We start from the raw sequence: 25083 nt of genomic DNA on the forward strand, positions 1-25083 counted from the left end.
AACCCTCCAAAGGACCGCTCTGACCCGGGACTATGCCCACGGCTCGCGCGCACGCGGGACCGCGCGGATCGTGAGAGCCTGGTCACTCGCCCTTGTAGAAGACGGCCAACGGCCGGCTAGCCGCGGCGCACCGGGAGGCGCAGGTGCAGCACGCCGTCGCCCTGGACGACCACCTCGGGGTCGCCGAGCATGAGGTCGCCGCCGGCGAGCGGTCCGAAGTACGGCTTCCCCCGGCCGAAGACGACCGGCACGACGTCGATCGCCACGTGGTCGATGAGCCCGAGCGCCAGCGCCTGCCCGCCGACGTCGCCCGCGCCCACCCCGATTTCGCCGTCGCCCGCCAGTTCCTGCGCTCGCGCGATCCCCTCCTCCACCGAGCCGGCGAAGTGGTAGGGCGCCTCCGGGTGCCAGCCTTCCGGCCGCGGCCGGTGCGACACGACCACGACGTGCTCGCTCGCGGGCGGATGGCCTTCCCAGCCGTTGGTCAGGTCGAACTGGTGCCGCCCGATGACCAGGACCTTCTGGCGCGACCACATGCCGCGGACGTACTCGGCGGAGGCCGCCGAGACCCGGAACGGCGAACCGTGGATGTCGGGGTGGTCCTCGTCGACGAGCGGGTGGTCGCCGTTGAAGTACCAGTCGTGGAGCGGTCCCACGTCGTCGTTCTCGTCGGCGATGTAGCCGTCCAGCGAGGCCACCGCGTGCAGGTAGGTCGTCCCCATCGTCGCTCCTCCCAGGGGGACCAGCGTCCCCCAGGGGCCGTGCGGGCGCAACCGCCCCGGCGGGGCACCTGCACGGCGGAGGTGCCCCGTCAGCGCCTCACGGCTGGTAGAGCCAGTCGGTCCAGCGGTAGTCGTCCAGGGGGCGTTCGGTCAGGTACTGGTTGCGCAACAGCCGGGCCAGGCCGTCGCAGTGCCAGAGCTCGCCCCAGACCCGCGCGCTGGACTGCACGCGCGCGGTCCGCGCCGTGCGGGCCTGCTCGTACGCCGCGAGCGCGGCCGGCCAGTCCAGCGCGGCGGCGGCCTGCTGCTTGGCGACCTCGCCGGCGAGGCTGTGCGCGTCTTCCAGCGCTTGGCACGCCCCCTGCGCGAGGTATTGCAGCATCGGGTGCGCCGCGTCGCCGGTCAGCGCCAGCCGTCCGTCGACCCAGCGCGGCACCGGCAGCCGGTCGTACATCGGCCACCGCCGGTCCCGCCACAGCCACGCCAGACCGCGCCGCACCGCGTCACAAGTGTGCTCGAACGCCGCGTCCAGCTCCTCCGGGCCGCCCCACTCGGTCTCGCCGCGCTCGTAGGCGGGCGAGGCGAACACCGCGACCGTGTTGAGCAACTCCCCACCCCGCAACGGGTATTGCACGAGGTGGCACTTCGGTCCGAAGTGGACGACCACGTCGGTCAGCACATCAGCATCCAGCCCGGTCACCTCGGACACCGGGCGGGTGCCGCGGTAGGCGACGTACCCGGAGCACACCGGCTGGTCGCCGGACAGCCGCGACCGCAGCGACGACCACAGCCCGTCGGCCGCCAGCGCGGCGCCCGCCGCGAACTCCCGCTCCCCCACCCGCAGCCGGACGCCGTCGGGCCACACCTCGACGTCGTCGACCTTGTGATCGGCCAGCAACTCGACTCCGGCATCGGCACAAGCGTCGTGCAGGATGGTCAGCAGGTCGCTGCGGTGGATCACCACGTACGGCGCGCCGTAGCGTTCGACGAACCCCTGCCCGAGGTCCATCGACGTCAGCTCGGCGCCGTCGAGCGCGTCCTTGAGCACCAGCCGCCGCGGCAGCACGCCGCGCGCGACCACTTCGTCCAGCAGACCCCACTCACGCAGGATCCGGGTCGCGTTGGGGGCCAGCTGCAGCCCGGCGCCCACCTCGGCGAACGCCGGGGCCCGCTCCAGCACCCGGACCCGTTGCCCGGCCGCGGCGAGGGCGAGGGCGTTGGCGAGCCCGCCGATCCCGCCGCCGACCACCACGACATCGGTGTCGGTCATGTCTTCCTCCTACAGCCAGGGGCCGAGTTCGGGGGCCTGCTCGGCACGTCCGGTGAGCCAGCGCGCGAGGGCGGGGCCGTGGCCCTGCGCGGTCCGCCGCCGCAGCGCGTCGGCGATCAGCGCCTCGACCAGGTCCGCGGGCAGGTCCTCGAACCCGACGCCGCAGTCGAGGTCGACGGCGTGCACGGCGACCTCGCGGGTGCGCATCCAGACGATCTCGGTGGCGGGCACGGTCCGGCCCTGCGCGGTGACCACCTCGTTGGCCCAGGCGTCCGCGGGCAGGGCCGCCACGTCGGCGGCCAGCGCGTCCGCCGAGCCGTGCACCAGCCGCCGCAGTTCGGGCACGGGCAGCTTCGCCCCCGCCTCGATCTCGGCGGCGCGGTGCTCGGCGCTTTCGTACATGCGCGACTCGACGCCGGTGCGGGCCCAGCTCAGCAGGCGCCGCAGCGCTTCGGCGTTGTAGTGCAGGTGCGCCACGAGGTGGCGGCGGGTCCATCCGGGCAGCAGCGTCGGCGCGTCGAACGCGTCGTCGGGCAGCTCGTCGATCGCCCGGAGGACGAGCCGCGTGCCGTCGTCCATCCAGTCACTCATCGCGGGCCACGTTCTCCAGCCTGCCCAGTCCGCTGATCTCGGTGACCAGCCGGGCGCCGTGGGACAGGTACCGCGGTGGTTTCCGCGCGTGGCCGACCCCGCCGGGGGTGCCGGTGGCGATGACGTCGCCGGGCCGCAACGTGAGGATCGTGGAGGCGTAGCGGACCAGCTCGACCGGGTCGAACACCAGGTCGCCGGTGTTGGCCTTCTGCACCTGCTCGCCGTCGACCGCGCAGCTCAGGTCCAGCTCGGGCGTGGTGCCGCCGGGCAGCTCGTCCGGGGTCACCAGGTACGGGCCGAACGGCGTGGTGCCCTCGAAGGTCTTGCCCTGCAACCACATCGGCGACCGGTACTGCCAGTCGCGGGTGGTGACGTCGTTGAGGACGCTGAACCCGGCGATCGCCGCGGCCGCCTCGGTCTCGCTCGCGCGGCGCACGGTGGCGCCGACGACGAGCGCCAGCTCGGCCTCCCAGTCCACCGCGTCCGATTCGGGCGGCAGCGCGATCGGGTCGGCCGGGCCGACGAGCGCCTCCGGGTACTTGGCGAACAGCGTCGGGTACCGCGGCAGTTCGCGGCCCATCTCCAGGATGTGGTTGCGGTAATTCAGGCCGACGCACAGGATCTTGCCCGGGCGCGGCACGACCGGGGCGAGGTCCGCACCGGCCAGCGGCCGCTCCGGCGTGACCGTCTCGGCCTGGGCGCGCCAGTCCTCCTGGGCCAGGAACGCGCCGACGTCGGGCGCGCCGAGCTCGGCGTAGCGCTCACCCTCGACGCGGATGGCGCGGGTGCCCTCGGCGGTGCGCAGGGTCGCGAGCTTCACCGCTGCCCTCCCACCCGCACGCGGTCGGCGTGCAGCCGTTCGAAGATCGGGGTGTCGCTGAAGCGGAACAGGTCCAGCTGCGTGTCGGCGGCGAGGGTCACCTCGGCCCAGGACGGCACGACGAACAGGTCGCCGTGGTCGACGGTCCACTCCTGATCGCCGACGCGGACCGTGCCGGAGCCGTCGAAGACCTGCCACACGGCCGACCCGACCTCCTGCCGCGGCGCGGTCTCGGCGCCGGCGCGCAGCCGGTGGAACTCGGCGCGGATGGTCGGCATGACGTCGCCGCCGGTGGTCGGGTTGGTGAAGCGGACCGCGGCGTGACCCGGCTCGACCACGCCCGGGTGGCCCTCGTCCTCCAGCGCGAGCTGGTCGGTCAGCGCGGCGTCGGTGTGCTCCCAGCGGTAGGCGGCGATCGGCGAGTTCACCGCAGGCGCGGTCTGCGACACCGGGCGCAGGCCGGGGTGGGCCCACAGCCGCTCGGCGCGGGAGCGCTCCGGAGTTTCGGTGCTGGACACCTGCTCGGGGCCGAACTCGAAGAACGCCGAGCCGGTGTAGTGCACGAACGGGATGTCCAGGCCGTCGATCCAGGCCATCGGCTCACTGGCGGTGTTGTGGTGGCCGTGGAAGTGCCAGCCGGGGGTGAGCAGGAAGTCGCCGCGGCGCATCGCCACCGGGTCGCCGTTCACGACGGTCCACACGCCTTCGCCCTCGACGACGAACCGGAACGCGTTCTGGGTGTGCCGGTGCTCGGGCGCGTTCTCACCGGGGCCGAGGTACTGGATTGCGGCCCACAGGGTCGGCGTCGCGTACGGCGCGCCGCCGAGGCCCGGGTTGGCCAGCGCGATGGCGCGCCGCTCCCCGCCGCGGCCGACCGGCACCAGCTCGCCGGCCTTCTCCGCCAGCGGCAGCAGGGTCTTCCAGCGCCAGGCGTGCGGGCGCATCGCCGGGGACGGGCTCATCGGCATCAGGTCGCCGATCTCGGTCCACAGTGGAACGAGCAGTTCCTCCGCGAACCCCCGGTACAGCTCGTCGAGCTCGGGGGACGGATCGGGCTGGTTGGCGGTCATCGCCTGGCCACTCCTTCCTCGGGGACGGCGGGTCGAGGAGGACGCTAGGCGATGTTCTGTCAGCAGGGATCTAGAATTCTGCTGTGAAGAACAAGCCGTCCTACGCGATCGACTCGGTCGACCACGCGCTCCACCTGGCCACGGTGCTGCAGCAGGAGGGGCCGATGGGGGTGTCCGAGGCGGCCGCACGGCTGGGCGTGTCCCGTTCGACGGCGCACCGGCTGCTGCAGATGCTGGTGTACCGGGACTTCGCCGAGCAGGGCCCGGACCGCCGCTACCAGGCCGGGCCGGTGCTGCGGCCCGCGGATCCGGCCGGCGCGCCGGTGGCGTTGCTGCGCCAGGCGGCGATGCCCCACCTGCGCGCGCTGGTGGCGCGGGTGCGGGAGACGGTGAACCTGCAGGTCCTGGCAGGCACGGAGACGCGGTTCGTGGCGTCGGTGGAGTGCGACCAGATCCTGCGGGTGGGCGACCGGGCGGGCCGGGCGCTGCCCGCGCACCAGGTGTCCGGCGGCAAGGCGCTGCTGGCCGCGCTGCCGCCGGCCGAGCTGACGCGCCGGTACGCCGGGACGGACGTGGACCTCGTCCGCCTGCGGCGTGAGCTTGGCCTGGTGCGGCGGCGCGGCTTCGCGGTCAACGACCAGCTGACGGAGACCGGCCTGACCGCGGTCGGCGTGGCGATCCCGTGGCCCGCCGGGGCCGAGCCCGCGGCCGCGTTGTCGGTGGCCCTGCCGTCGGCCCGGTTCGACCACGACCTGCTGCCCACGTGGGTCGGCGCGCTGTCGGCGGCGGCGACGGCGATCGCGAACGACCTGGGCTGAGGGTCAGCCTTTCCGCGGGATCGCGGCGATCGCCTCGACCTCGACGACGTACTGCGGCGCGGCCAGTGCCGCGACCACGGCCAGCGACTGCGCCGGGAAGTCGTCGCCGGGGAACCAGAGCTTGAACGCTTCGGCCTGCGCCGCGCGGTAGCCGTCGAGGTGCTCCACCCCGCCGACGAGCGTCAGCAGCTTCACCAGGTGTTCCGGCCCGCCACCGGCGGCGGACAGCAGCGCCTCGATGTTGGCGAAGATCTGCTCGCCCTGGGCCCGCGCGTCCGGCCCGGCGAGCGTGCCGTCCGGCCGCACGCCGAGCTGCCCGGCGAGGTAGACGATCTCGTGCCCCGCGGGCACGGACGCGAGGTGGCTGTAGCGCCCGGCGGGCGGCGCGACGGTGTCGGGGTTCCAGCGGTTCACCCCGCCATGATCCACCCCGGGCGGGTGCGCGGCAACCGTCCGGGGTGGACAGACGCGCCGTCAGCCGACCTGCAGGTCCACGCAGGCGTAGAAGGCGTTGGCGGTGTCGGCGATGTTCCACACCGCCAGGAGTTTCTGCCGCCCGCTGAAGCCGCTGAGGTCGACCGGGTGCGAGACGGTCGCCGGGGGCTGCGCGCCGCCGTCGTCGACGAACCCGACGCGGGTGCCGCCGATGTAGTACTCCCACGTGCTGGTGCGGTGCTGGGCGGTCAGCCTCCAGGTGAAGGTCACCGTGTTGCCGACCGGGGTCGCGCGCCAGCCCTTGCTGTCGTCGTCGAGCTCGGCGAAGCGGGTGTTGCCGCCGCTGCAGCTGCGCAGCCCCTTCGGGCCTTCCACGCTCTGCGGTTCGTACTTGATGTCGCCGCAGGGCACGATCCCCTGCGCGCACTGGGCCTGCCTGCTCGGCGGGGAGTTGACGTAGCCGTGGGCGCTGGCGGTGCCCGGGAGGGCCACGAGGGCGATGGGAGCGAGGGCCGCCCCGGCGGCGATGGTCGCGATGCGTCGTCTGATGGTCATGTCGGCTCCTTGCGGTGAACCCGGATGACTTTTGGTCTAGACCACGTGATATGGACCATAACGTGAAGTTTGTTCGCGGTCAACGGCGCGGTCGGAAAAGCACCACCTTCTGGAGCAACAGCGGCGAAACGGCGAAACCGTGCCGCTCGTAGGCCCTCACCGCGCGCGACGACGAATGCACGGTCACCCGTTCCACCCCCAGCTCCACGGCCAGCTCCAGCAGCCCGTCGATGAGCCGTCCGCCGAGGCCGGCGTCCCGCGCTTCGGGCACCACGTACACGCACTGCACGTCACCGGAGGTGCGCGAGAACGACTGAGGCGCCGGCACGCGCGGGGTGATCGCGAGGAACCCCATCCCGATCACCGCACCCTCCCGCACCAGGACGAGGCACCGGTGAGTGGTCGCGTGCTCCCGCGCCCACACGGCGAACTCCCGGACGAACCGGCCGCGGTCCACCCCCGGCGGCGGTCCGTCCCGCTCGGCCACCCACCGCCACCGCAACGCGGCAACGGCCTCGAACTCCTCCGGGCGGGCAGCGCGTACTTCGATCACACCCCCGATCCTCGCAGCACCTCCCCGTCGGACCGGTCAGCGGGGCAGCCGGACGGTGGCGACGAGCCCGCCTTCCGGCCGGGCAGCGAGTTCGAGCGTTCCGTCGTGGGCGCGGACGATGCTCGCCACGATGGCGAGCCCGAGGCCGACCCCCGCGTGCTCCCCGGTGCGGATGCGTTTCGTGCCGCGGTGGAAGGGTTCGGTCAGCGTCGGCACCAGGTCCGGCGGCAGCGGCGGCCCGGTGTTCTCCACCCGCACGACGCTCGCGTCCCCGTCCGGTCCGGTGTGGATGGTCACGGTGCCGCCGGCGGGGAGGTTGTGCACGATCGCGTTCTGGACGAGGTTCGTCACCATCCGCAGGACGAGCTCGGCCGAACCGGTGACCCGCGCCGCCTCGCCCGCGACGCCAAGCTTGATCCCGCGTCGTTCGGCGAGGGGCAGCAGCGTTTCGGCGGCTTCTTCGGCGACGAGGGACAGGTCGACGGGCTCGCGGGTGAAGCTGCGCCGGTCGCTGCGACTGAGCAGCAGGAGCGCCTCGGTCAGGTCGATGGCCCGCGTGTTGACGACGTGCAGGCGTTCGATGAGCTCGTCCCGGTCCCACGTCGGGTCCTTGCGAGCGACGTCGAGCAGCGTCTGCGAGATCGCCAGCGGGGTGCGCAGCTCGTGCGAGGCGTTCGCGGCAAACCGCTGCTGCTCGGTGACCTGGGATTCGAGCCGTTCCAGCATCGTGTCGAGCACGTCGGCGAGCTCGTGGAACTCGTCGTCCGGGCCGTCCATGCGGATGCGGTGGGACAGCGAGCCGTCGGACGCCCGCCGCGCCGCGTCGGTGATCCTGTTCAGCGGCGCCAGCATCCGCCCGGCGAGCACCCATCCGCCGAGCAGGCCGAAGAACAGCAGGAAGGCCACCGCGGTGGCCGCGGCGGGCCCGCCGACGGCGAGCAGGCCGGGAGGGCGCCGGGGCGGCCCGGGCGCCCGGTCGGGGAACGAGCGCGCGAGCAGCACCCAGAGCAAGACCATCAGCAGCGCGCCGGCGAGCAGGAGGAACCCGGCGTAGCTGAGGGTGAGTTTCAGCCGCAGGCTCAGCCCGCGACGCCTATCCACGGTCTCCGCCGGTGTCGATCCGGTAGCCGACGCCGGGCACGGTGGCGATGAGCCACGGCTCGCCGAGCCGTTTGCGCAGCGCGGACACAGTGATGCGGACGGCGTTGGTGAACGGGTTGGCGTTCTCGTCCCAGGCCCGCTCCAGCAGCTCCTCGGCGCTCACCACCCCGCCTTCGGCCGCGACGAGGACCTCCAGCACGGCGAACTGCTTACGGGTGAGCGCGACGTAGCGGCCGTCGCGGTAGACCTCCCGGCGGAACGGGTCCACCCGCAGGCCCGCGATCTCGCGGACCGGCGGCCGGGCGTGCGCGCGCCTGCGGTCGAGCGCCCGCAGGCGCAGGACCAGTTCCCGCAGCTCGAACGGTTTGGTGAGGTAGTCGTCGGCGCCGAGCTCGAACCCGGAGACCTTGTCGTCGATCCGGTCGGCGGCGGTGAGCATGAGGATCGGGGTGCCGCTGCCGGAGGCGATGATGTGCCGCGCGATCTCGTCGCCGGAGGGGCCGGGGATGTCGCGGTCGAGGACCGCGAGGTCGTAGGAGTTGACGCTGAGCAGCTCCAGCGCGGTGTCCCCGTCACCGGCGATGTCGGCGGCGATCGCTTCCAGCCGCAGGCCGTCCCGGACTGCTTCGGCCAGGTAGGGCTCGTCCTCCACGATCAGCACGCGCATATCGGCAGCGTAGGCAGCGCGGCATATCGCCCGCATATCCGGAGCGGATCACGGCCGCATCCGCGGGTCCTCCGACGGGTCCGGGTACATCGGCGGGCAGCCGTGGCGCACCGCGTCCGGGCGGAGTTCGTAGTGCCAGGGCTCGTTGCGGTAGATCTGGCACAGCCCGTACGCGGCGCCGTGCGCGGACAGCCACGCCGCGGCGCGGGCCGGGCCGATGTCGACGGCTTCGCCCGCCACGTGCGGCGACGTTTCCGGGGTCGCGACCCAGCGCGCGGCCTCCTGCAGGGAGCCGTGCCGGGCGACCGCGCGCCGCAGCAGCTCCTCCTGGTACTCGGGCGAGCGCCAGCCGCTGTTGACGCGGAGCCGGACGCCGTCCGCTTCGGCGGCCTTCGCCGCACGCCGCAGCGCGTCGAGGAGGTCGGCGTCGAGCTTGCCCACCGCCGGGGTTTCGTCCCACACCGAGACCGGCGCGCCGTCCGGGACGACGCCGTCGGCCTCGCCGAGGGTGGTCCACGGAACCGGCGGCGCGGCGCCACGAACAGCCGCCGCACCCCGGGTGCGGCGATCACCACCCCGGCGATCGCGAGGCCGGCGAGCACGATCCGGCGGACGCGCCGGGCGGGCGCGGGAAGTGGCAGGGTGTGGTTCATACCTCCACTGAAGGCGGGAGGCTGTTGCCACGGCGTCTGCGCTTTCCGATACGCCCGCGATATGTCTTACGGGTAGTAGCGGGTCAGGGATTCCGCCACGCAGGCCGGTTTCGCCGAGCCCTCGATTTCGAAGGTGAAGTTCCGCGTCACCTGCACCCCGCCGCGGCCGACCTCCTCGACCGCGGCGATCACGGCGTGCAGCCGCACCCGGCTGCCGACCGGGACGGGCGCCGGGAAGCGGACCTTGTTGACCCCGTAGTTCAGCGCCATGCCGACGCCGGTGACCTGGAGCAGCTCGGCGACCATCGGGATGCCCCAGCTCAGCGTCATGTAGCCGTGGGCGATCGTGCGGCCGAACGGGCCGTCCGCCGCGCGGGCGGGGTCGGTGTGGATCCACTGGTGGTCCCCGGACACCTCGGCGTAGGCGTCGATCAGCTCCTGCGTCACCTCCCGCCACGACGAGCGGCCCAGGTCTCGTCCCGCGAGCGCCAGGATCTCCGGGATCCCGTTCGCCACCACCGGCATCGAAGTCACTCCCCTCAGGCCGCGACGGCCTGCGCACCGGTCGGCTCGCCGGCGCGCTCGTCGTAGTTGGGCTTGCGCAGCAACGCGAGCATGCAGCCCAGCGTCAGCACGACCTGGAACACCGCGTAGACGATCACCGCGACGATCGACCCGGTCTGGTTCAGCAGGAACTGGCCCACGATCGGCGTGGTGCCGCCGAGCAGGGTGCCGCACAGCTGGTAGCACAGGGAGATGCCGGTGTAGCGCACGTTCGCGGGGAAGCGGCTGGCGAGCATCCCGGCCAGCGCCGCGTAGTACAGGCAGTGCGGCACGGTCGCGACCGCGGTGCCGATCATCGCGAGCACGTAGTTCTCGGTGCCGATGAACAGGAACATCAGCGGCATCAGCAGGATCTCCGGCACCAGCATCACGATCACGGCGCGGGACCAGCTGCGCATCTTCGTCGCGATCACCGCGCCCCACGGCTGCACCAGGATCTGCGTGATGTTGGCGACCAGGATGATCGTCAGGAACGAGCTCTTGTCGAAGCTGAGGTCCGAGGTGGCCCAGGACAAGGCGAACGTCGACTTGAAGTAGGTGGCCGACAGGCCGATGGTGCAGGCGCCGATGCCGAGGACGATCAGCAGCGGCTGCGTGCGGAGCACCTCGGTGAACGGCAGCTTGGCGACCTCCTTCTTCTCGATGAGGTTCGCCATCGCCGGCGATTCGGCGACCCGCAGCCGGATGAACAGGCCGACGATCACCAGCAGCGCGGAGAACAGGAACGGCAGGCGCCAGCCCCACGAGGTGAACGCGTCGTCAGGCAGCTGGCTGATCGCCAGGAAGCAGACGGTGCTCAGGGTGTTGCCGACGGGCGAGCCCTGCTGGGCGAACGCGCCGTAGAGGATCGACTTGCCCTTGGGCGCGTGCTCGGAGGCGATGAGGACGGAGCCGCCCCACTCCCCGCCGAGGCCGATGCCCTGCACCATGCGGATCGCGATGAGGAGCAACGGCGCGGCGACGCCGATCTGCGCGTAGGAGGGCAGGACGCCGATCAGCGTGGTCGAGATCCCCATCATCAGCAGCGTGATGACCAGTGTCTTCTTGCGGCCGAGGCGGTCGCCGTAGTGGCCGAAGATCACCCCGCCCAGCGGGCGGGCGAGGAAGCCGACCCAGAACGTCGCGAAGGCCACCAGCGTGCCGAGCGCCCCGTCCAGCTCGGGGAAGAAGACCTCGTCGAAGACCAGCGCCGACGCGGTGCCGTAGATGTAGAAGTCGAACCATTCGATGGTCGAGCCGATGAACGACCCGATGCCCGCTCGTCTGGCCGCCGTGGCCGTGCTCATGGTGATTTTCTCTCCCTTGAGATCCCGTGTTGCTCGGACACCGTGCCAAACGGGACCTAGAAGAGTCCAATACCGAATCGCGGGGCCGGTAAGACGGCGGTCGTCTCAATCACGCAGGAGGATGACGTGCGCTCCCCGGGCGCGTCCCGGTGGGCCCAGGCCGCCTCGACCTGGTCGAGCGGGAACGGGTGCGGGCGCACGGCCATGCCGCCCGCCGCGATCGCGGCGACGAGCTCGGTGAACTCCGCCTGCATGACCTGCGTGTCCACGGCGCCGAAGCCGCTGCCCAGGATCCGGAAAGCGTTGGAGCGCAGGAGGTGCCCGGACAGAGTGATCCCGTCACCGCCCATGCCACCGATCTGCACCCAGTCGAGCAGGCGGGTGTGCTGGGTCCGCGCTCCGAGGACGGCACGCATGGCGAGTTCGGTGGGCTGCCCCCACACGTAATCCAGGACCACGTCGACCTCGGCGGCGGCCTCGGCGAGCGCGGCCGCGGTGGCGTCCTCGTCGGGGCGGAGCTGCACGACGGCGTCCGCGCCCTGGTCGACGAGTTCGTCGAGGCGGGCGCGGTTGCGTCCGGCGGCGATCACCCGCCCCGCGCCGAGGTGCTTGGCGACCTTGACGGCCGTCGAGCCCGCGTTGCCGGTCGCGCCGTGCACCAGGACCGACTGCCCGGCCTGGAACGGCACGCGGGTGCGCAGCGCAGTCCATGAGGACAGCGCCGGGTTCATGGTGGCGGCCACGAGTGCGGGATCGGCTCCGTCCGGAACCGGGATGACGGCGGCCGGATCCACGACGATGCGCTCGGCCAGTGTGCCTGCGCCCATGAGCATGACGTAGCCGAGGCTGCCGTCCGCCCGGCGGATGACGGCGTCCGCACCCGCCAGGGCGGGCAGCGCCTGGGGACTCGTGTAGTGCTTGCCGGCGGCGATGCCGCGCGTGGCGGGGTGCACGCCGACGGCGAGGACGTCCACCACCTCCTGGTCGGGACCAGCCTCAGGAGCCGGGACGGAGCGGAAGTGCGGCGGCTCGTCGAAGGACTCCACCAGCGCGGCGTTGATCGTGGACATGCGGGTCTCCCCTCGTTTAGAAACGACTTGGTATCTTATGACTCCGAGACTACGTCGAGGGGTTAAGATACGCAAGCGGATCTAACCGAATGGCTGACGACAGGGGGCAGTGATGAGTGAGCGGCGGACGGAGGGCATTGCCACGCGACGCAGGGGGGCCACCCTGGAGAACGCGATCACCGATGCCGCCTGGGAGGTTCTGGTCGAGCAGGGCTACCACGGCTTCACCTACGAGGTCGTCGCGGCGCGCGCGGGCACCAGCAAGCCGGTGCTCTACCGCCGCTGGCCGCAGCGCGAGGACCTCCTCGTCGCCACGCTCGCCCGGTACTGGCGTCCACTCGACGTCCCTCCCGACACCGGCAGCCTGCGCCAGGACGCCCTCACCCTCCTGCGCACGATCAACGCCGAGCGGTCCCGCGCGGTGGTGCTCCTGCGCATCCAGCTGGCGGACTACTTCCGCGAGACCGGAACCACCTTCGACGACCTGCGCGGCCGCCTCCGCCCCGCGGACCAGACGCCGCCCTTCGCGGCGCTCGTCGAGCGCGCCGTCGAACGCGGCGAGCTCGCGGACGAGCCGCGGTCCGCGCGCCTGGTGAACCTGCCCTTCGACCTGCTGCGCCACGACATGCTGATGCGCATGGGCGCGGTCCCGGACGAGGCGATCGTCGAGATCGTGGACACCGTGTGGCTTCCCCTGCTCGGCGTGTCACCCCACGGCGCGCAATCCACCAGGAACGCTAAGCAGGCGTAGGCAAGGCCTGCTCCGCGATCGCCAGCACCGTCCGCAACGCCGCCGACGGGTTGTCCGGCCGCCAGGCGAGCGCGGCCTGCAACCGAACCGGCTCACCCGCCAGCGGCCGGTACGCCAGCCCCGTCTGCTGGATGTGCTGGCACGACGACACCGTCAGCGTCACCCCGACCCCGGCCGCCACCAGCGCGAGGATCGTGTACGAGTCCGGCGCCTCCTGCACCACCCGCGGGTTGAACCCGGCCGACACGCACACCCGCACCGTCGCGTCCCGCACGCTGGACCCGGCGTTGGCCGGGAAGCTCACGAACGCCTCCTCCGCCAGCGCCTCCACCGGCACCTCGTCCAGTCGCGCCAGGGGATGGTCCGACGGCAGCGCGCAGATCATCTCCTCCTCGTCGATCACCCGTGCCTCGACGCCGGGCTGGGTGATCGGCAGCCGGACGAACCCCAGGTCCAGCGAGCCGTCCGCGACGCGCGCCAGCGCCACGTTCGCGTACGTCTGGCCGCGCATCACCAGCTCCAGCCCGGGGTGCGCGGCCCGCACGGCGCGGGTCAGCAGCGGCAGGCTCTCGTGGCTGGACGCGCCCGCGAACCCCACCGTCACGCGCCCGTACTCGCCCCGGCCGGCCGCGCGCGCCGCCTTCGTGGCGATGTCCAGGTCCTCCATCACACGCCGGACCGGGGCGAGGAACGACTCCCCCGCGCTGGTCAGCCGCACCGAGCGGGTGTTGCGCTCGAACAGCTGGACCCCCAGCTCCTTCTCCAGCTGCCGGATCTGCTGCGACAGCGGCGGCTGCGCCATCTGCAGCCGCTTGGCGGCGCGCCCGAAGTGCAGCTCCTCGGCCACGGCCAGGAAGGACGTGAGGTAACGCAGCTCCATTATTACCAGCTCCGTCTTGATCTGACTCTGATTCGGTATTGGACACTAATCAATCTCGGTGGCACGGTGAAGACCGCCCCATCCACGAGCAGCACAGGAGCGCGACGATGCCCCGCCCGGGTCCGGACAAGACGATGAGCCTGCGCGACGCGGTCGCGGCTTTCGTGCACGACGGGGACACCGTCGCGCTGGAGGGGTTCACGCACCTCATCCCCACCGCGGCCGGGCACGAGATCATCCGCCAGGGCCGCCGCGACCTCACCGTCGTCCGGATGACCGCGGACATCGTCGTCGACCAGATGCTCGCCGGCGGGTGCGTGCGCAAGCTGGTGTCCTCGTTCGTCGGCAACTCCTCCGCCGGGTCGCTGGGCGAGCTGCGCCGCCGGATCGAGCACGCCGACCCCGAGCCGCTGGAGTTCGAGGAGTACAGCCACTACGGCCTGATCTGCCGCTACCTCGCCGGGGCGCAGCGCCTGCCGTTCTACCCGCTGCGCTCCTACGCCGGCTCCGACCTGCCTGGCGTCAACCCGAACATCCGCAAGGTCGCCTCCCCCTACGGCGACGAGCAGATCTACGTCGTCCCGCCGGTCAACCCGGACGTCACGATCATCCACGCCCAGCGCGCCGACCGGGCGGGCAACACCCAGATCTGGGGCCTGACCGGCATCCAGGCCGAGGCGGTGTTCGCCGCGGACAAGGCGATCGTCGTGGTCGAGGAGATCGTGGCCGACGAGGTGGTCCGCTCCGACCCGAACCGCACGGTGGTGCCCGCGCACGCCGTGGACGCGGTGGTCGAGGTCCCGCGCGGGGCCCACCCGTCGTTCGCGCAGGGCTACTACGACCGCGACAACGCCTTCTACCGCGCGTGGTCGGGCATCAGCAGGGACAAGGAGAAGCTGGCCGCGTGGATGGCGGAGTGGGTGCACGGCACGGCCGACCACGCCGAGTACGTCGCCAAGCTGGGCGAGGAGTTCTGGGCCGGCCTCGCGGTCGGCGAAGCGCTGAGCGAACCGGTGAACTACGGACGGAGGCTCTGACATGACCACCTCGAGTGAAATCCTGTCCGTCGTCGCCTCCCGCGAGCTGGCGGGCAAGCGCACGGTGTTCGCCGGCATCGGCCTGCCCACGCTGGCCGCGTCGCTGGCCCACCTGACGGTCGCGCCGGACCTGGAGATCGTCTACGAGTCGGGCGTGTGCGGGGCGCACCCGTCGCACCTGCCGGAGACCATCGCCGACGCCGTGCTGATCACCGGTGCCGAGGCGGTGCTGTCGATGCCCGCGTTGTTCGGCTACGTGCTGCAGGGCGGGCACATCGACGTCGGGTTCCTCGGCGCCGCGCAGATCGACCGCTGGGGCAACCTGAACTCCTCGGTGATCGGCGACTGGCACTCCCCGAAGGTGCGGCTGCCCGGTTCCGGCGGCGCGATGGAGGTCATGGCGAACTCGCGCGAGGTGTTCGTGGTGATGCGCCGCCACGACCCCCGGTCCTTTGTGGACGAGCTGGACTTCTGCACCTCGCCCGGCCCCGACCGCGCCCTCGCCGACGGTGTGCGGCCGGCCGGGCTCGGCGTCACCAGGGTGATCACCGAACTCGGCATCCTCGCGCGCAGCGGCCCGGGAGAGGAGCTGAAGCTGGTCGCGCTGCACCCTGGCGTCACCGTGGACCAGGCGCGCGAGTGCACCGGCTGGCCGCTGGAGGTGGGCGGCGATCTGACGGTGATCGAACCGCCGAGCGAGGCCGAACTACGGTTGCTGCGCGAAGATGTCGACCCGGAGCGGGTGTATCTGCGATGAAGGAGAGGACCGTGCGCATCAGGATCGTCGGGACCGGGGTGATGGGCCGCGGGATCGCCCAGTGGGCCGCGACCGCCGGGCACACCGTGGAGCTGGCCGACGCCCGGCCGGAGTCGGTCGGCGAGGCCGTGGAGTTCGTCCGCGGCATGCTCGACCGGGCCGTGGCGAAGGGCCGCAGCACCGCCGAGGAGGCCGCCGCGATCGGCGCGCGCCTGGTGCCGCTGGACTCCCCCGCCCAGCCGGGCGAGGCGGACCTGGTGATCGAGGCGATCCGCGAGGACCTGGACACCAAGGCCGCGTTGTTCACCGAACTGGAGAAGGCGCTGCCCGCCACCACGGTGTTCGCGACGAACACCTCATCGCTGCCGGTCACGCAGATCGCGGCGCGGCTGTCCGATCCGTCCCGCCTGGTCGGGCTGCACTTCTTCAACCCGGCGCCGCTGATGAAGATCGTCGAGGTGATCCCCGGCGCCCGGACCCGGCCTGAGGTGGTGGACACGGTGTCCGCCCTGGTCCGGGACACCGGGCACAGCGCGGTCGTCGTGTCGGACACGCCGGGCTTCCTGATCAACCACGCCGGCCGCGGGCTGGTCACCGAGGCGCTCGCGCTGCTGGAGCGCCAGGCCGCGGAGCCGGCCGAGCTGGACCGCATCGCGCGTGACGTGCTGGGCCTGAAGATGGGCCCGTTCGAGCTGATGGACCTCACCGGGCTGGACGTCACCGCGACGGTCATCGAGTCGATCTGGGCCGGGTTCCGCTACTCCGACCGTCTGCGCGCGTCCTTCCTGACGCCGAACCGGGTCGCCGCCGGCCTGCACGGCCGCAAGACGAAGCAGGGCTGGTTCGACTACACCGAGGGCGCCGAAAAGCCCGTCGAGAAGCCCATCACCGGGGACGCGGATCGTCCGGTGTGGACGGACGACGACGAGCTGCGCGCCGCGCTGAGCGAGGCCGGGGCGAAGGTCGCCGACACGCTCGCCGAGGACGCGGTCGCGCTCGTCACCACGTGGGGCACCACGGTCGCCACCGCGATCGCCGCGCAGGGGCTGCCGCCGGAGCGGACGTTCGGCGTCGACCCGCTGTCGATCCGGACCGCGCGCCGGGTGCTGGCGATCACCCCGGCCGCCGACCCGGCCGCGGCCCGGGACGCGCGAGCCGTGCTGGCCCGCGGGGACAAAGCCGTGTCGGTGGTGCGGGACGTCGAAGGCGGTGTGGCGCAACGGCTGGTGTCGTCGATCGTCTCGGTGGCCGCCTCGATCGCCGAGCAGGGCATCGCCGCGCCCGCCGACATCGACCTCGGCGTGCGGCTCGGGCTCGGCTACCCGCGCGGGCCGCTGGCCTGGGGCGACGAGGTCGGTCCGGCCCGGCTGCTCACGCTGCAGCGCGCGCTGCACGAAGCCACCGGCGACCCGCGCTACCGCCCGACGCGGTGGCTGGCCGAACGCGCGCAGCTCGGCCTGCCGCTGACCGCCGCGGGCACCGCGCCCGAAGACGTCTGAGGAGGAGAAAGCCAATGCTGGCACGGGATTTCGGTCTCACCGAGACCCAGCGCGACTTCCGCCGGATGGCGGCGGAGTTCGTGGACGCCGAGATCGCGCCCAACGCCCGGGAGTGGGACCGCGCCGAGCACGTCGACCAGTCCGTGGTGCGGCGGCTCGGTGAGCTGGGGTTCCTCGGCCTGACCCTGGACGAGCGGTACGGCGGGGTGGACGCCGACATGCTGTCCTACGTCCTGGTCACCGAGGAGCTGGGCCGCGGCGACTCCGCGGTGCGCGGGATCGTGTCGGTGTCGCTCGGCCTGGTGTCGAAGACGATCGCCGCGCACGGCACCGACGAGCAGAAGCAGGAGTGGCTGCCGCGGCTGATCAGCGGTGAGGCGCTGGGCTGCTTCGGCCTCACCGAACCGGGCACCGGCTCCGACGCCGGGTCGCTGAGCACCCGCGCCAAGCGCGACGGCTCCGACTGGGTGATCAACGGCAGCAAGATGTTCATCACCAACGGCACGTGGGCGAAGGTCGCGCTGACCTTCGCACGCACCAGCGACCGCGGCATCACCGCGTTCCTGGTGCCCACCGACTCCCCCGGCTTCACGGCGACGGAGATCAAGGGCAAGCTGGGCCTGCGCGGCCAGGCGACCGCCGAGCTGACCTACGACAACGTCCGCGTGCCCGATTCGGCGCGGCTCGGCGAGGTCGACAAGGGCCTCGGCATCGCGCTCGGCACGCTGTCCCGCGGCCGGATCTCGGTGGCCGCGGGCGCGGTCGGCGTGGCGCAGGCGGCCTTGGACGCGGCCACCCGCTACGCGACCGAGCGGGAGCAGTTCGGCAAGCCGATCGCGTCGTTCCAGCTGGTCCAGGAGCTGCTCGCGGACGCGGCGGTGGACGTGCAGGCTTCGCGGCTGCTCACCCACCAGGTCGCGCGCATGGCCGACGCCGGGATGAAGCCGAAGGAGTACGCCACCGACGCTTCGGCGGCGAAGTACCACGCGAGCGAGACCGCGGTGCGCGTGACGAACAACTGCCTGCAGGTGTTCGGCGGGTACGGGTTCATCGACGAGTACCCGGTCGGCAAGTACGTCCGCGACGCCCGCGTGCTCACCCTCTACGAAGGCACCAGCCAGGTGCAGAAGCTGATCATCGGCCGGGACCTGACCGGTGTCAACGCGATGACGTGATGCCCAGCCGCGCCAGCTGCTGGTCGAAGGGGACGAACTCGTCCTCCGCGGCCACGGCCGGCGTGGCGGGCCGCCCGCTCACCGCGGCGGCCAGCTCACCGGCGGCGCGCTCGATGCGCGCGGTCAGGTCGCCGTCCGGCCCGTCGGAGGCGCCCCAGTCCTCCGAGGCGGCGAAGACGGCGGTCGGCATGACGTCGGCGCGCAGGTAGGCGAACAGCGGCCGCAGCGCGAACTCCAGCGCGAGCGAGTGCCGGGCGGTGCCCGCGGTCGCGGCGATGAGGACCGGCTTGCCCTGCAGCGAGCCGGCCTCGATCACGTCGAAGAACGACTTGAACAGGCCGCTGTAGGAGGCGTTGAAGATCGGCGTCACCAAGATCAGCCCGTCGGCGCGGGTGACGGTCTCGACGGCGTCCCCCAGCTTCGGGCTCGGGAAGCCGGTGACCAGGTTGTTCGCGACTTCGGTGGCGAGGTCGCGCAGCTCGACGACCTCGACGGCGGCGCCGGTCTCGCGTGCGGCGGCCTGCGCCAGGCGGTCACCCAGCAGCCGCGTCGAGGAAGGGCTGCTCAGGCCGGCCGAAACGACCACGAGTGTGCGGGACATGGACCTCACCCTGCTCAGGTAGTTGTGCGTTCAACTAGATACGCCAACGGCTGGGCAGGGTCGGATATTCCGGCGGTCACGGGTGCTCGGCACGCACCGCCGACTCGTGCCTGATCACCCCAGACCTACGAGCGCCTGCGCCGAGGCCGGGGCGAGGCGGTGGCCAAGCGGAGCGGCGACCCGAAAGCGGCCGGACCGGTCGGTCGCGTGGTCCGGCACTTTCCCATCGGGTCCGACGAACCGAACCGGTTCAGGTGGGATCCCCGCATCGAGTGGGACGAGAAGGGCCCGCCCTGACAGTGGGGCGCCACCGGCGTTCCGGCGGCGCCCTCGCCATCACTGGCGGTAGGACTCGACCTCGCTGACCGGGCGGGCCTGCGCCTGGTCCGGGTCCTCCCCGAACTCGCGCGCGGCCCGGCGCTGGCGGAGCAGGTCCCAGCACTGGTCCAGCTGCTCCTCGACCCGGCGCATCCGGGTGCGGTCCTCGTCGCTCAGGCCGTCGCCGACCGAACGCGACCGCAGCTCGTGCTCCTCGGCGATCAGCTTGTCGATGTTGGCGATGATGTCCTGGTCGGCCATGGTGTTCTCCTCGTTCCGGTAACCGCTTCAGACCGTACCCGCGATCACCCGTAACTGCGGCCCTTCCAGGCCGCGCCGCGCCCGCGCCAGTGCCGCACGGCCGAGTCGACGGTCATCAGCAGGTACAGCGTGGCCGTGACGGGCAGCAGCAGCGCCGCGGGCCACGGCTGCCGGTAGTAGCGCAGCATCGGGACGTAGGTGAGGGTCATCATCAGCCACGCGGCGAGGGCGAGGAGGCGTGCGGGGCCGGCGCCGGCGAGGGTCAGGACCGGGGGCGCGAGGAACACCAGCGCGAGTCCGAGCACGGTGCCGGCCAGAAGCGCCGGGGAGTGCCGCAGCTGGGTGTAGGCGCTGCGGGCGACCATGTCCCACAGCGAGCGCAGGGACGGGTACGGGCGGACGCTGCGCACGTCGCCGGCCAGGCCGAGCCAGATCCGGCCCCCGGCGCGTTTGAGCAGCCTGCCGAGGGCGACGTCGTCGATCACCGCGTCCCGGATCGCGGCCACTCCCCCGGCCCGCTCCAGCGCGCTGCGCCGGACGAGGCAGCACCCGCCGGCCGCCGCGGCCGTGCGGCCGGGGCCGTTCACCCGGCGGAACGGGTAGAGCATCGCGAAGAAGTACACGAAAGCGGGAACGACCAGCCGCTCCCAGCCGGTGCGGGTGCGCAGGCGCGCCATCTGGGACACGAGATCGCGCTCGCCCGCGGCTTCGACCAGCGCGGTGACCGAGTCCGGGCCGTGCGCGATGTCGGCGTCGGTGAACAGCAGGAAGTCCGGCTCGCCGGCCTGCTCGACGCCGTGGGCGAGCGCCCACAGCTTGCCGGTCCAGCCGGGCGGCCGGTCACCCGGTGCGGTGACGGTGAGCCGGCTCCCGCCCAGGGCGCGCGCGACCTCGGCTGTGCCGTCGCCGCTGCCGTCGTCGACGAGGATCAGCCGGAGCGGCCCCGGGTAGCGCTGGGCGAGCAGCGCGGGCAGTGTTTCCGGCAGGATTCCGGCCTCGTCGCGGGCGGGTACGACGACCGCCACGGAGGGCCACGCCGCGGGCGTCCGGCGGGGCGGTAACCGCTGGTCAGTGCACCAGAACCGGGTGGCGGCCAGCCACAGCCAGGCCACCACCGCGACCAGGCCGACGATGATCATGAAGAACAGTTTCCCACCCGGGAATCGTGACGTACCGGATCCGATGGGGTAAGGTCGTTCTTGTCGGGAGTTTTTCGCAGGCTGGCAACCGGGCCGGTTTCGTTCCCTTCGGTTGGCCCTTCGTGGTTGATCCTCCACGAGAGAAGTTTCCTTTTTGACCTCTCCCACTTCCGTCGTCCCGGACCGGAAGAGCCCCAAGCCGTTGCTGTCGGAACAAGCGTCGATGACCGAGATGGTGGTCATCCGGGCGTTCCTGATCATCCCCTTCGTCGCGCTGATCGCGGCCGTTCCCGTGTTCTGGGGCTGGGGACTGAGCTGGCTCGACCTCGCCGTCGCCGCCGCTTTCTACACGGTGTCCACTTTGGGCATCACGATCGGCTACCACCGCTACTTCACGCACGGTGCGTTCCGCGCGAACCGTCCACTCCGGATCGCGCTGGCGATCGCGGGGAGCATGGCCGCGCAGGGACCGGTGATCGGCTGGGTCGCCGACCACCGCCGCCACCACGCGTTCTCCGACCGCGCAGGCGATCCGCACTCGCCGTGGCTGTTCGGCACCTCGCCTGCCGCACTGGCCAAGGGTTTCTGGCACGCCCACATGGGCTGGCTGTTCGGCCGCGACCGGACCAATGTGGACCGTTTCGCGCCGGATCTGGCCGCGGACCCCGACATCCGCGCGGTTGACCGGTTGTTCCCGCTCTGGGTTTCGCTGTCCGTGCTGCTGCCGGCGCTGATCGGCGGGCTGGCCACGATGTCCTGGCAGGGCGCGCTCACCGGGTTCCTGTGGGCGGGTCTGGCGCGGGTTTCGTTCCAGCACCACGTGACCTGGTCGGTGAACTCGATCTGCCACATGATCGGCGACCGCCCGTTCGCCAGTCGCGACCGCTCGGCCAACTTCTGGCCGCTGGCGATCCTGTCGATGGGCGAGTCGTGGCACAACTCCCACCACGCCGACCCGACCTGCGCCCGCCACGGCGTGCGCCGCGGGCAGATCGACGTGTCCGCCCGGGTGATCTGGGCGTTCGAACGTCTCGGCTGGGCCTGGCAGGTGCGCTGGCCCACCGAGCAACGGCTGGCCCGGCTGGCCGTGAAGTCGTCCGCACCGTCGAAGGGATCGTCATGACCTGGGCTCGCCACGCTTCCGAACAGCAACCCGAGACCGGCCCGATCGCCGAGGCACGGGCCCGGATGGCGCAGGACGAGGCGATCGCCAACCACCGCGCGGCGCGCACGGTCGCCGACCACGCGTTGGACGTCCACGACTGCCGCGAGCTGCTCGACATGCTCGGGCTCACCACGAAGAGCGCGGCCTCCGCGCTCTGATTGTTAGAGAAAATATCAAGGAGAAACACATGGCACAGGGCACCGTCAAATGGTTCAACGCCGAAAAGGGCTTCGGCTTCATCGCGCAGGAGAGCGGACCGGACGTCTTCGTCCACTACTCGGAGATCGACGGCAACGGCTTCCGCAGCCTTGAAGAGAACCAGCAGGTGACCTTCGAGATCACGCAGGGCGCCAAGGGCCCGCAGGCGAGCCGCGTCAGCATCGTCTGACCCTCGCGCGACTGTTCAACGGGCCGGTTCCCCACGGGGGACCGGCCCGTTGCCGTTCGCGGGCACTCAGAACGAACCAGCGCCGCCTGGCAACCCCGCGCGCGGCCAGGCAGGCGTACCCACCCGCGCGCCGCGAGGGGAGCCACCTGCTGCCACACCCGCAACCCGCCCCGGCGGATGCAGCCACCAGCGCGCCGCAGCCCATCCACTCGCCCGCGCAAACTGGCCACCCGTTGCCGCATCCCACGCCGCGCGGCTCGGCAGGCGCACCAGTCTCCGGCACGCTGCTTGCGCAGCACCGCCCGCCGCACGGCCCACCCCACCGCCCGGCTCAGCAGCCCGCCTCCAGCGGGCTCACCGCCCCTACCGTCAGGCGGCCGTCAGGTCCGGCAGCCCGGCCGGTGTGCCGGCGTCGATCCACCTCGCCAGGCGGTCGCGCGTGAACAGCTCGTCCAGCACCATGAACGCGGCGCCCACCACCCCGGCCTGGTCGCCCAGCGACGAGCGCACGATGCGCAGGTCCCGCGTCGCCAGTGGCAGGGACCGTCCGTAGATCACCTCGCGGATCGTGGCGAGCAGGTGGTCGCCCGCGCCGGCCACGCCACCGCCGATCAGCAGCAGCGACGGGTTGAAGAAGCTCACCAGCATCGCCAGCTGGTCGCCGATCAGCCGTCCCGCGCGCTGGATCAGCTCCAGCGCCGCGCGGTCGCCGTTCTGCGCCGCCCACGCCACGTCTTCCGCCGTGACCACGCCGTTCTCCGCGAGACGCTCGGCCAGGATGGGGCTGCCGCCATCCTTCGCCGCGGCCTCGCCGTCCCTGGCCAGCGCGGCGCCGCCGGCAAGCGCTTCCAGGCAGCCGACGTTGCCGCACCGGCACACGACCGAGGTGTCGGCTCGCGCCGCCGTGTGCCCGATGTCGCCGGCGCACCCCTGGCTGCCCCGGTGCAGGTGGCCGCCGGAGATGAGCCCGGCGCCGATCCCGGTGCCGATCTTGACGTAGAGGTAGTCCCGCGCCCCGGCCGCCGCGCCCGCCCGGAACTCGCCGAGCGTCATCGCGTTCACCTCGTTGTCCACCCACACCGGCGCGTTGTGCCGCCGGGCGAAGTGGTCGCGCACCGGGTAGCCGTCCCAGCCCGGCATGATCGGCGGGGCGCTGGGCCGCCCGGTGGCGAACTCGACCGGCCCGGGCAGCCCGATGCCCACACCCCACACCTGGGCGTCCGGCCGGCCGGCCAGCAGGTCGTCGAAGAGGGCGCCGACCTGGGCGAGCACGGGTTCCGGCCCGCGGGCGACGTCGGAGGCCTCGGTGCGCTGCGCGAGCAGGTTCCCGGCGAGGTCGGTAAGCCCGGCGCTGATGCTGGTCGCGCCCAGCTCGGCGGTGAGGATCACCCCGGCGCCGGAGCGGAACCGCAGCTCCCGCGGCGCGCGCCCGCCGCTGGAGGGCCCCAGCTCGCCGTCCTCCAGCAGCCCGGCGCGCATCAGGTGGCCGACGCGCTGGCTGATGACGGTCCGCCCGAGGCCCGACCGCCTGCCCAGCTCCGGCCGGGTCCGCGCGGCGCCGGAGCGCACCAGGTCGAGCACCAGGACCAGATCGTCGAGCTGGTCGGACGGGATGGTTGCGGTCACGGGGGTCCCTTCGCTCGCACTACCCGGAAATTCGTACCAGGCCCGGCGCTCAGCCGGGCGTGACCTCCACCCAGTCGCGGCGGGCGGCGGAGTTCAGGACCGCCTCGGTGATGGCCGTCGCGCGGGCGCCGTCGGCCAGCGTCGGGAGGCCGTCGGGCTTTTCGCCGCGCATCGCGGCGTAGGCGTCGGCGATGAAGCCGGTGAAGGAGTCCAGGTAGCCCTGCGGGTGGCCGGCCGGGACGAGGTTGCGGGAGGTCGCGTCGGCGCCGAGGGCGGGGTCGCCGCGGTGCAGGATCCGCGTCTCCTCGCGCCCGCCCATCCACAGGACCTCCGGATCCTGCTGGTCGAACGCGTACTCGGTGTCCGGCGTGTCGATCCGCAGCTGCAGCTGGTTGCGCCGCCCCGGCGAGATCTGGCTGATCACCGCCGACCCGAACACGCCCTGCTCGGTCTCGAACTGCAGCAGCGCCGCGTCCTCGGTGTCGACCTCGACGCCCGCCCGCACCGGCACGACCCGCGGCAGCACCGCGTGCACCCGCGCGATCCGCTGGCCAGTGACGAACTCCGCCAGATCGCACCAGTGCACCCCGATGTCGCCGAACGCGCGCGACGGCCCGCCGAGCCCGGACTGCACGCGCCAGTTCGTGTCGCTGTCGCGGGAGAGCCAGTCCTGCAGGTAGACGCCGTGGATCAGCCGGACCGGCCCGCCGCGCACGCGGTCCCGCACCTCGCGCACCACCGGGTAGAAGCGGTAGGCGAACGGGACGGCGACCACCCGGTCGGTGTCCCGCCACCGCCGCACGAGGTCGGCGACCTCGGCGCTGCTGGTGCCGACCGGCTTCTCCAGCACGACGTGCTTGCCCGCGTCGAGCGCGATGCGGGTCAGCGGCGCGTGCAGGGCGTTCGGGGTGCAGATGTGGACGACGTCGATGTCCGGGGCGGCCGCCAGCTCCTCGGCGCTGTCGACGGCGGTTCGCGCGCCCAGCTCCGCCGCGGCTTCGCGGGAGCGGGCGGGCGTGGACGCCGCCACCGCGGCCAGGTCCTGCCCCAGCGTGTGCACCGCACGGGCGTGCACGGCTCCGATGAACCCGGCGCCGATGATCCCGGCCCGCAACGGCATGCTCACTTCTCCCCCTGTCGACAGGTCTTCTGCACTACTGAAATCATCTAATGCATACCGTGAACAAAAGTCAAGCCGCAAAAAGGGGCGTCGTCCTCGACCAGCCTGGGGGTCACTGGGAGAACGACGCCTCCACCATCATAGCCGCTTCCCGGCGGGGCGTGCAGGGTGAACGGATCCGGACACGAAGA

29 protein-coding genes are annotated in these 25083 nt (G+C 72.3%); 9 read left to right on the forward strand and 20 right to left on the reverse strand.

The window, feature by feature from the left end; genetic code table 11:
- Positions 1 to 116 precede the first annotated feature (116 nt).
- The 5 genes from L2C96_RS18590 to L2C96_RS18610 form a co-directional block, all read right to left on the reverse strand.
- On the reverse strand, positions 117 to 722 hold the full coding sequence (locus tag L2C96_RS18590; RefSeq protein ID WP_237337144.1) for a dihydrofolate reductase family protein: 606 nt from the start codon (positions 720 to 722) through the stop codon (positions 117 to 119).
- Between the two features lie 97 nt (positions 723 to 819).
- Entirely contained in the window at positions 820 to 1992 is a 1173-nt protein-coding gene (locus L2C96_RS18595; protein ID WP_237337145.1) for an FAD-dependent monooxygenase, read from the reverse strand.
- Positions 1993 to 2001: 9 nt separating this feature from the next.
- Entirely contained in the window at positions 2002 to 2583 is a 582-nt protein-coding gene (locus L2C96_RS18600) for a maleylpyruvate isomerase family mycothiol-dependent enzyme (protein ID WP_237337146.1), read from the reverse strand.
- Complete coding sequence (locus tag L2C96_RS18605; RefSeq protein ID WP_237337147.1) at positions 2576 to 3403, reverse strand: fumarylacetoacetate hydrolase family protein; 828 nt, start codon at positions 3401 to 3403, stop codon at positions 2576 to 2578. Before L2C96_RS18605 ends, L2C96_RS18600 begins: the two co-directional genes overlap by 8 nt.
- Positions 3400 to 4473, reverse strand: a complete 1074-nt coding sequence (locus tag L2C96_RS18610; protein WP_237337148.1) for a cupin domain-containing protein — start codon at positions 4471 to 4473, stop codon at positions 3400 to 3402. The genes L2C96_RS18605 and L2C96_RS18610 overlap by 4 nt, the downstream gene beginning before the upstream one ends.
- A gap of 83 nt (positions 4474 to 4556) precedes the next feature.
- Here L2C96_RS18610 and L2C96_RS18615 point away from each other — a divergent pair, with 83 nt between their 5' ends.
- Entirely contained in the window at positions 4557 to 5291 is a 735-nt protein-coding gene (locus L2C96_RS18615) for an IclR family transcriptional regulator (protein WP_237337149.1), read from the forward strand.
- A gap of 3 nt (positions 5292 to 5294) precedes the next feature.
- On the opposite strand, the gene L2C96_RS18620 is transcribed toward L2C96_RS18615, so the two are convergent.
- From L2C96_RS18620 to L2C96_RS18660, 9 genes are all read right to left on the reverse strand, one after another.
- Positions 5295 to 5705 carry a RidA family protein gene (locus L2C96_RS18620; protein ID WP_237337150.1) on the reverse strand — a complete coding sequence of 137 codons (411 nt, stop codon included), beginning with the start codon at positions 5703 to 5705 and terminating at the stop codon, positions 5295 to 5297.
- Positions 5706 to 5765: 60 nt separating this feature from the next.
- Positions 5766 to 6281: a lytic polysaccharide monooxygenase auxiliary activity family 9 protein gene (locus L2C96_RS18625; protein ID WP_237337151.1), complete on the reverse strand. Its 516-nt coding sequence runs from the start codon at positions 6279 to 6281 to the stop codon at positions 5766 to 5768.
- A 79-nt stretch (positions 6282 to 6360) separates the two neighbouring features.
- Positions 6361 to 6834 carry a GNAT family N-acetyltransferase gene (locus L2C96_RS18630; RefSeq protein ID WP_237337152.1) on the reverse strand — a complete coding sequence of 158 codons (474 nt, stop codon included), beginning with the start codon at positions 6832 to 6834 and terminating at the stop codon, positions 6361 to 6363.
- 36 nt (positions 6835 to 6870) lie between these two features.
- Complete coding sequence (locus tag L2C96_RS18635; protein WP_237337153.1) at positions 6871 to 7935, reverse strand: sensor histidine kinase; 1065 nt, start codon at positions 7933 to 7935, stop codon at positions 6871 to 6873.
- Positions 7928 to 8602, reverse strand: a complete 675-nt coding sequence (locus L2C96_RS18640) for a response regulator transcription factor (RefSeq protein WP_020421332.1) — start codon at positions 8600 to 8602, stop codon at positions 7928 to 7930. The genes L2C96_RS18635 and L2C96_RS18640 overlap by 8 nt, the downstream gene beginning before the upstream one ends.
- A 48-nt stretch (positions 8603 to 8650) precedes the next feature.
- Entirely contained in the window at positions 8651 to 9043 is a 393-nt protein-coding gene (locus L2C96_RS18645; RefSeq protein ID WP_237337154.1) for a M15 family metallopeptidase, read from the reverse strand.
- Between the two features lie 278 nt (positions 9044 to 9321).
- The gene (locus L2C96_RS18650; protein WP_237337155.1) at positions 9322 to 9780 is read right to left on the reverse strand and encodes a MaoC family dehydratase; all 459 of its coding nucleotides are present in this window, start codon (positions 9778 to 9780) and stop codon (positions 9322 to 9324) included.
- A gap of 14 nt (positions 9781 to 9794) precedes the next feature.
- Entirely contained in the window at positions 9795 to 11105 is a 1311-nt protein-coding gene (locus tag L2C96_RS18655) for an MFS transporter (protein WP_237337156.1), read from the reverse strand.
- A 56-nt stretch (positions 11106 to 11161) separates the two neighbouring features.
- Entirely contained in the window at positions 11162 to 12175 is a 1014-nt protein-coding gene (locus L2C96_RS18660; protein WP_237337157.1) for a quinone oxidoreductase family protein, read from the reverse strand.
- Positions 12176 to 12287: 112 nt separating this feature from the next.
- Between L2C96_RS18660 and L2C96_RS18665 the strand changes: the two genes are divergently transcribed.
- Positions 12288 to 12926, forward strand: coding sequence for a TetR/AcrR family transcriptional regulator (locus tag L2C96_RS18665; RefSeq protein WP_237337158.1), 639 nt, complete (start codon positions 12288 to 12290; stop codon positions 12924 to 12926).
- Here the strand turns inward: L2C96_RS18665 and L2C96_RS18670 are convergent.
- Positions 12913 to 13806 carry a LysR family transcriptional regulator gene (locus L2C96_RS18670; protein ID WP_020421338.1) on the reverse strand — a complete coding sequence of 298 codons (894 nt, stop codon included), beginning with the start codon at positions 13804 to 13806 and terminating at the stop codon, positions 12913 to 12915. The two genes, L2C96_RS18665 and L2C96_RS18670, sit on opposite strands and share 14 nt — an antisense overlap.
- A gap of 107 nt (positions 13807 to 13913) precedes the next feature.
- Between L2C96_RS18670 and L2C96_RS18675 the strand changes: the two genes are divergently transcribed.
- The 4 genes from L2C96_RS18675 to L2C96_RS18690 are packed head-to-tail and all read left to right on the forward strand — an operon-like array spanning position 13914 to position 18274.
- Positions 13914 to 14843 carry a CoA transferase subunit A gene (locus tag L2C96_RS18675; RefSeq protein ID WP_020421339.1) on the forward strand — a complete coding sequence of 310 codons (930 nt, stop codon included), beginning with the start codon at positions 13914 to 13916 and terminating at the stop codon, positions 14841 to 14843.
- Position 14844: 1 nt separating this feature from the next.
- Positions 14845 to 15600 carry a CoA-transferase subunit beta gene (locus L2C96_RS18680; RefSeq protein ID WP_020421340.1) on the forward strand — a complete coding sequence of 252 codons (756 nt, stop codon included), beginning with the start codon at positions 14845 to 14847 and terminating at the stop codon, positions 15598 to 15600.
- Positions 15597 to 17099 carry a 3-hydroxyacyl-CoA dehydrogenase gene (locus L2C96_RS18685; RefSeq protein ID WP_237337159.1) on the forward strand — a complete coding sequence of 501 codons (1503 nt, stop codon included), beginning with the start codon at positions 15597 to 15599 and terminating at the stop codon, positions 17097 to 17099. Before L2C96_RS18680 ends, L2C96_RS18685 begins: the two co-directional genes overlap by 4 nt.
- Positions 17100 to 17113: 14 nt before the next feature.
- On the forward strand, positions 17114 to 18274 hold the full coding sequence (locus L2C96_RS18690) for an acyl-CoA dehydrogenase family protein (protein WP_020421342.1): 1161 nt from the start codon (positions 17114 to 17116) through the stop codon (positions 18272 to 18274).
- Here the strand turns inward: L2C96_RS18690 and L2C96_RS18695 are convergent.
- The 3 genes from L2C96_RS18695 to L2C96_RS18705 form a co-directional block, all read right to left on the reverse strand.
- Positions 18258 to 18875, reverse strand: a complete 618-nt coding sequence (locus tag L2C96_RS18695; RefSeq protein WP_237337160.1) for an FMN reductase — start codon at positions 18873 to 18875, stop codon at positions 18258 to 18260. The two genes, L2C96_RS18690 and L2C96_RS18695, sit on opposite strands and share 17 nt — an antisense overlap.
- Positions 18876 to 19211: 336 nt before the next feature.
- Complete coding sequence (locus L2C96_RS18700) at positions 19212 to 19454, reverse strand: DUF2630 family protein (RefSeq protein ID WP_020421345.1); 243 nt, start codon at positions 19452 to 19454, stop codon at positions 19212 to 19214.
- Between the two features lie 44 nt (positions 19455 to 19498).
- The gene (locus L2C96_RS18705) at positions 19499 to 20593 is read right to left on the reverse strand and encodes a glycosyltransferase (protein WP_237337161.1); all 1095 of its coding nucleotides are present in this window, start codon (positions 20591 to 20593) and stop codon (positions 19499 to 19501) included.
- Positions 20594 to 20816: 223 nt separating this feature from the next.
- On the opposite strand from L2C96_RS18705, the gene L2C96_RS18710 reads away from it, so the two are divergent.
- The 3 genes from L2C96_RS18710 to L2C96_RS18720 are packed head-to-tail and all read left to right on the forward strand — an operon-like array spanning position 20817 to position 22146.
- Positions 20817 to 21716, forward strand: coding sequence for an acyl-CoA desaturase (locus tag L2C96_RS18710; protein ID WP_020421347.1), 900 nt, complete (start codon positions 20817 to 20819; stop codon positions 21714 to 21716).
- Positions 21713 to 21916, forward strand: coding sequence for a hypothetical protein (locus tag L2C96_RS18715; RefSeq protein ID WP_020421348.1), 204 nt, complete (start codon positions 21713 to 21715; stop codon positions 21914 to 21916). The genes L2C96_RS18710 and L2C96_RS18715 overlap by 4 nt, the downstream gene beginning before the upstream one ends.
- A 29-nt stretch (positions 21917 to 21945) precedes the next feature.
- Positions 21946 to 22146, forward strand: coding sequence for a cold-shock protein (locus tag L2C96_RS18720; RefSeq protein WP_020421349.1), 201 nt, complete (start codon positions 21946 to 21948; stop codon positions 22144 to 22146).
- Between the two features lie 369 nt (positions 22147 to 22515).
- Here L2C96_RS18720 and L2C96_RS18725 read toward each other — a convergent pair whose 3' ends face one another.
- Together L2C96_RS18725 and L2C96_RS18730 are read right to left on the reverse strand one after the other, a co-directional pair.
- The gene (locus L2C96_RS18725; protein WP_237337162.1) at positions 22516 to 23772 is read right to left on the reverse strand and encodes an ROK family protein; all 1257 of its coding nucleotides are present in this window, start codon (positions 23770 to 23772) and stop codon (positions 22516 to 22518) included.
- 49 nt (positions 23773 to 23821) lie between these two features.
- Positions 23822 to 24892 (reverse strand): Gfo/Idh/MocA family protein, encoded by a 1071-nt coding sequence (locus L2C96_RS18730; protein WP_237337204.1) that lies wholly within the window; start codon positions 24890 to 24892, stop codon positions 23822 to 23824.
- Between the last annotated feature and the right edge of the window lie 191 nt (positions 24893 to 25083).

It is taken from the genome of Amycolatopsis tucumanensis (assembly GCF_021654135.1).
Classification (GTDB): Bacteria; Actinomycetota; Actinomycetes; order Mycobacteriales; family Pseudonocardiaceae; genus Amycolatopsis_E; species Amycolatopsis_E tucumanensis.

Bases quoted from the DNA above. Each gene is read 5' to 3' on its own strand.
- L2C96_RS18590 (WP_237337144.1), bottom strand. From the start codon at position 722: ATGGGGACGACCTACCTGCACGCGGTGGCCTCGCTGGACGGCTACATC.
- L2C96_RS18595 (WP_237337145.1), bottom strand. From the start codon at position 1,992: ATGACCGACACCGATGTCGTGGTGGTCGGCGGCGGGATCGGCGGGCTC.
- L2C96_RS18600 (WP_237337146.1), bottom strand. From the start codon at position 2,583: ATGAGTGACTGGATGGACGACGGCACGCGGCTCGTCCTCCGGGCGATC.
- L2C96_RS18610 (WP_237337148.1), bottom strand. From the start codon at position 4,473: ATGACCGCCAACCAGCCCGATCCGTCCCCCGAGCTCGACGAGCTGTAC.
- L2C96_RS18625 (WP_237337151.1), bottom strand. From the start codon at position 6,281: ATGACCATCAGACGACGCATCGCGACCATCGCCGCCGGGGCGGCCCTC.
- L2C96_RS18640 (WP_020421332.1), bottom strand. From the start codon at position 8,602: ATGCGCGTGCTGATCGTGGAGGACGAGCCCTACCTGGCCGAAGCAGTC.
- L2C96_RS18650 (WP_237337155.1), bottom strand. From the start codon at position 9,780: ATGCCGGTGGTGGCGAACGGGATCCCGGAGATCCTGGCGCTCGCGGGA.
- L2C96_RS18655 (WP_237337156.1), bottom strand. From the start codon at position 11,105: ATGAGCACGGCCACGGCGGCCAGACGAGCGGGCATCGGGTCGTTCATC.
- L2C96_RS18660 (WP_237337157.1), bottom strand. From the start codon at position 12,175: ATGTCCACGATCAACGCCGCGCTGGTGGAGTCCTTCGACGAGCCGCCG.
- L2C96_RS18665 (WP_237337158.1), top strand. From the start codon at position 12,288: ATGAGTGAGCGGCGGACGGAGGGCATTGCCACGCGACGCAGGGGGGCC.
- L2C96_RS18670 (WP_020421338.1), bottom strand. From the start codon at position 13,806: ATGGAGCTGCGTTACCTCACGTCCTTCCTGGCCGTGGCCGAGGAGCTG.
- L2C96_RS18675 (WP_020421339.1), top strand. From the start codon at position 13,914: ATGCCCCGCCCGGGTCCGGACAAGACGATGAGCCTGCGCGACGCGGTC.
- L2C96_RS18680 (WP_020421340.1), top strand. From the start codon at position 14,845: ATGACCACCTCGAGTGAAATCCTGTCCGTCGTCGCCTCCCGCGAGCTG.
- L2C96_RS18685 (WP_237337159.1), top strand. From the start codon at position 15,597: ATGAAGGAGAGGACCGTGCGCATCAGGATCGTCGGGACCGGGGTGATG.
- L2C96_RS18690 (WP_020421342.1), top strand. From the start codon at position 17,114: ATGCTGGCACGGGATTTCGGTCTCACCGAGACCCAGCGCGACTTCCGC.
- L2C96_RS18695 (WP_237337160.1), bottom strand. From the start codon at position 18,875: ATGTCCCGCACACTCGTGGTCGTTTCGGCCGGCCTGAGCAGCCCTTCC.
- L2C96_RS18700 (WP_020421345.1), bottom strand. From the start codon at position 19,454: ATGGCCGACCAGGACATCATCGCCAACATCGACAAGCTGATCGCCGAG.
- L2C96_RS18705 (WP_237337161.1), bottom strand. From the start codon at position 20,593: ATGATCATCGTCGGCCTGGTCGCGGTGGTGGCCTGGCTGTGGCTGGCC.
- L2C96_RS18710 (WP_020421347.1), top strand. From the start codon at position 20,817: ATGACCGAGATGGTGGTCATCCGGGCGTTCCTGATCATCCCCTTCGTC.
- L2C96_RS18715 (WP_020421348.1), top strand. From the start codon at position 21,713: ATGACCTGGGCTCGCCACGCTTCCGAACAGCAACCCGAGACCGGCCCG.
- L2C96_RS18720 (WP_020421349.1), top strand. From the start codon at position 21,946: ATGGCACAGGGCACCGTCAAATGGTTCAACGCCGAAAAGGGCTTCGGC.
- L2C96_RS18730 (WP_237337204.1), bottom strand. From the start codon at position 24,892: ATGCCGTTGCGGGCCGGGATCATCGGCGCCGGGTTCATCGGAGCCGTG.